At 71.8% G+C, this 3381-nt stretch carries 2 protein-coding genes; both read left to right on the top strand.

Annotation, left to right across the window (positions count from 1 at the left end; all coding sequences use genetic code 11):
* Positions 1-1089: FkbM family methyltransferase (locus BMW27_RS22735; RefSeq protein WP_091448759.1), on the top strand; the 1089-nt coding region annotated here is incomplete at its 5' end.
* 232 nt (positions 1090-1321) lie between these two features.
* Positions 1322-3381, top strand: a 2060-nt coding sequence (locus tag BMW27_RS22730; protein ID WP_139206982.1) for a glycosyltransferase, incomplete at its 3' end; no start/stop codon positions are given.

Below are 3381 nucleotides of genomic sequence, written 5' to 3'. Positions count from 1 at the left end.
CCCGCCACGCTGCTGCCCGACCCCTGGCTCGCCGTCACCCCCCACGGCCGCTGGTGGCACCACGGACGCGCCCTGGCCACCTGGACCTTCCACCTCCCACCTCACCCGGGTGGGGACGGCAGCAACCACCCCTGCACGACCCAGCTGCGTCTCCCGGACTGCCGGGAGGTCCTCGCGACGATGCAGGAGCAGGTCGGGGACTTCAGCGACATGTGGACCGCGCTGACGGAGGCCGAGTTCCAGCGGTCCGGTCGCTGCACCGACCTGCTGTCCCGGGTGGACGGGCAGTTCATCCAGGACTTCGACCGCCGACGGGCCGACGTCCCGCCGAGCCGGCCGTACTTCACCGGCACCGTCGCCGGGGGCGTCCGGTACATGGGCGACGCCCGGGACTGGCCGTCCGCCCTGCACGCGGTCGACCCCGGGTGCAACCGCATCCTCATCGACGCGCTCCAACGGGAGCTCTCCCGGCGTCCGGGCGGCTTCGTCGACGTGGGCACCAACATCGGCGTGGTCACGGCCAGCATCGCCGCGCACCTGGCGCCGACCGGGCAGGTCTACGCTTTCGAGCCCTCCCCGGACACGCTGCGGCTGGCCGCGTCGACCATCGCGCTCAACGGTGCGGACAACGTGACCCTGTTCAACGCCGCAGTGAGCGACACCGACGGTTCCCTCGTCTTCCACGCGACGCCGGGCAACAGCGCCATCGCGTCGGCGCGGCGCCACAGCTTCGGCCTGCTCAACGAGTGGCAGCAGGTCACCGTGCCGGCCGTCCGGCTCGACACCCTGCACGCGGCCGGCCAGCTCGACGGCGTCTCGCTGCTGAAGATCGACGTGGAAGGCCACGAACCGAGCGTGCTCAGCGGCGCTCTGGAGTTCATAGCCGCGGCGCGGCCCACGGTCGTCTACGAGTTCACGCCCGTCGCCGCCGCCGACCACGGCTGGACGCAGGAGGACTCGATCACCCTGCTGAGCCGCGCCTGCGACTTCGAGTTCTCGGCGCTCGCCGAGAGCGACGGCCGCTGGCTGCCGTTCCCGCTGCCTGCCGGCCACGTCGGACAGGTGAACGTGTTCGCCCGCCCCGTCTAGCGGCACCGGCCCAGCTCGTTCAGGCCGTTCGCGCGTACTCCGGCCGCCCACGTCCCCCTCCCCTGCAGCGACCCCGGACTCATCCCACCTCTCGGCCAGCGACCTCCTCGTGGGTCGACCACCAGGTCCGTCCGTCCGGCGCCACCACCGCACAGCGCCATGGACGACGACCGCGTGGACCGGATCCGACGCCATCCCCCTGGCACTCATCCTCGAAAGGCGATTGCCGCGCATGACGACTCCCCGAGTGAGCGTGCTCCTGATCACCCGCGACCACGAGGAGCTCGTCGAGCGCGCGCTGGCCTCGATCGAGAGCCAGACCCTGGGTGAGGCGATCGAGGTGGTCGTCGCCGACGACGCGTCGAGCGACCGGACGCTGCCGATCATCGCGGCGTGGTCGGAGCGTGTGGACGTCGAGGTGCGCGTCCTCACCGCCGAGACGCGACTCGGCCCCGCACTGAACCGCCACCGTGGGTTCGCCGCCTGCCGGGGCGGCTACATCGCCGTCCTCGAAGGTGACGACGAGTGGTTGTCGGCCGACGGACTCCGGCGACAGGTGGAGCTCCTGGACGGGCACCCGGAGCTGTCCATGGCCGCCACGCGCACGCTCGCCGTCGACGACGCCACGGGGTCATCGCAGACCGTCCCACCGATCGGCGACGACTGCGCCCTCGTCGAGGTGACCAGTGGGCGGATGGCGGATGGTGTCCGGTTCCCGACGTCGAGCTGCGTCGTGTACCGGGCCGAGGCCCTGGAACGGCTCAACCCGGGGGTCTTCGAGACCGTGGCCCACGGGTGGCTGGTCGACCTCGCCATGACCGAGTACGGCAACGTGGGACTGCTACCGGACGTCACGACGCGTCATCGGGTCCGCCACGACGGTCTCCGAACGGACCAGGGCGGATCGCCGGACCTGCGCTCCCTGCTCCCGGACCACGCCCACCTCCTCGGGCCGACCGTCGTCCGAGAGCTGGACCGGGACGTGGGCCCCCCGGACACCCCGGTGGACGGCGTCCCCGGGACGACCGCCGCCGGAACGGCCAGCCCACCGGCGGGGCAGCGCGGGGGGATCGTCGCGCTCGACGACTACTTCCCGACCAAGGGCACTGGTTTCCGCATCGCTGAGTTCGACTGGATGCTGCGCCACGGCGTCGTCGCCGAGGTGATGACGACGGTCCGGCCGCTCGACCCGCTCGTCACCGAGTACGGGGCGCTCCACCCGCGGACGTACCGGCAGATCTCTCCGTACGACGCCCGCCGGCTCGCGGACTTCGAGTGCGCGTCGGTCATGTTCCTGAACAACGCCGCGTACTTCCTGGCCGACCTCGAGCGCCACGCGCTGCCGTTCGTGCTGACGTTGTACCCGGGTGGCGGCCTGCACCTCGGCGACGCCGCGGCGGAGCGGAAGTTGCGACGGGTGCTGGGGTCACCGCAGCTCAGGCACGTGATCACCACCCAGCCGTTGGTGACCGATCTCGTGAGGGAGGTCAGCGGCGGATCCGTACCGGTCACCGAGGTGCTCGGTGTCACCGTCAACCCCGGCTACCTCCAGCCCGGCCCCGGCCTGCGCACGAACTACTTCGGCAGCGGCAAGCCGGCCCTCGACGTCTGCTTCGTGGCCCACCGGTACACGGCTGACGGCTCGGACAAGGGGTTCCCCGTCTTCCTGGAGTCCCTGCGCATGCTCGGGGACGCGGGCCTCCCCGTGCGCGGCCACGTCGTCGGCGGCTTCGGACCCGCGGACGTCGGCGCCGAGTACGCGGACCTGGACCTGACCTTCTCGGGGGTGCTGAGCACGCCCGACTTGCGCGAGTTCTACCTGGGGATGGACGTCATCGTCTCCCCGACGGCGCCGGGGCGTCTCGCCCCCGGCGCCTTCGACGGGTTCCCGACCGGGGCGTGCGTCGAGGCGGCCCTGTGCGGCGTCGCCCTGGTCGCGACCGACCCGCTGGACCAGAACCGTCTCTTCACGGACGGCCGTGACATCCACATGCCACGTGCGGACGCCGCCGAGGTGGCGGAGCGGATCCTCGACATGGTGGCGGAGCACGACGGCGTGCGCCGTGTCGCGCAGGCCGGATTGCGAACGACGCGGCGCGCCTACGGGGTCGACGCGCAGTTGTGGAGCCGGCGCCGTGTCCTGGAAGCGGCTCGAGCCGTCGGACGCGATCAGCAGACCGTGGCCCCAGGTGATCCGCTCGTCAGCATCCTGGTGCCGACCTACAACGGTGAGCGGTTCCTGAAGGCGGCGCTGAGGTCCGCGCTGGAGCAGAGCCACCGCAACGTCGAGGT

The sequence above is a fragment of the Geodermatophilus poikilotrophus genome (genome assembly GCF_900111455.1).
Classification (GTDB): domain Bacteria; phylum Actinomycetota; class Actinomycetes; order Mycobacteriales; family Geodermatophilaceae; genus Geodermatophilus; species Geodermatophilus poikilotrophus.
Note: the sequence above shows the minus strand (reverse complement) of the source record. Positions and strands in the feature narration are given on the sequence as shown.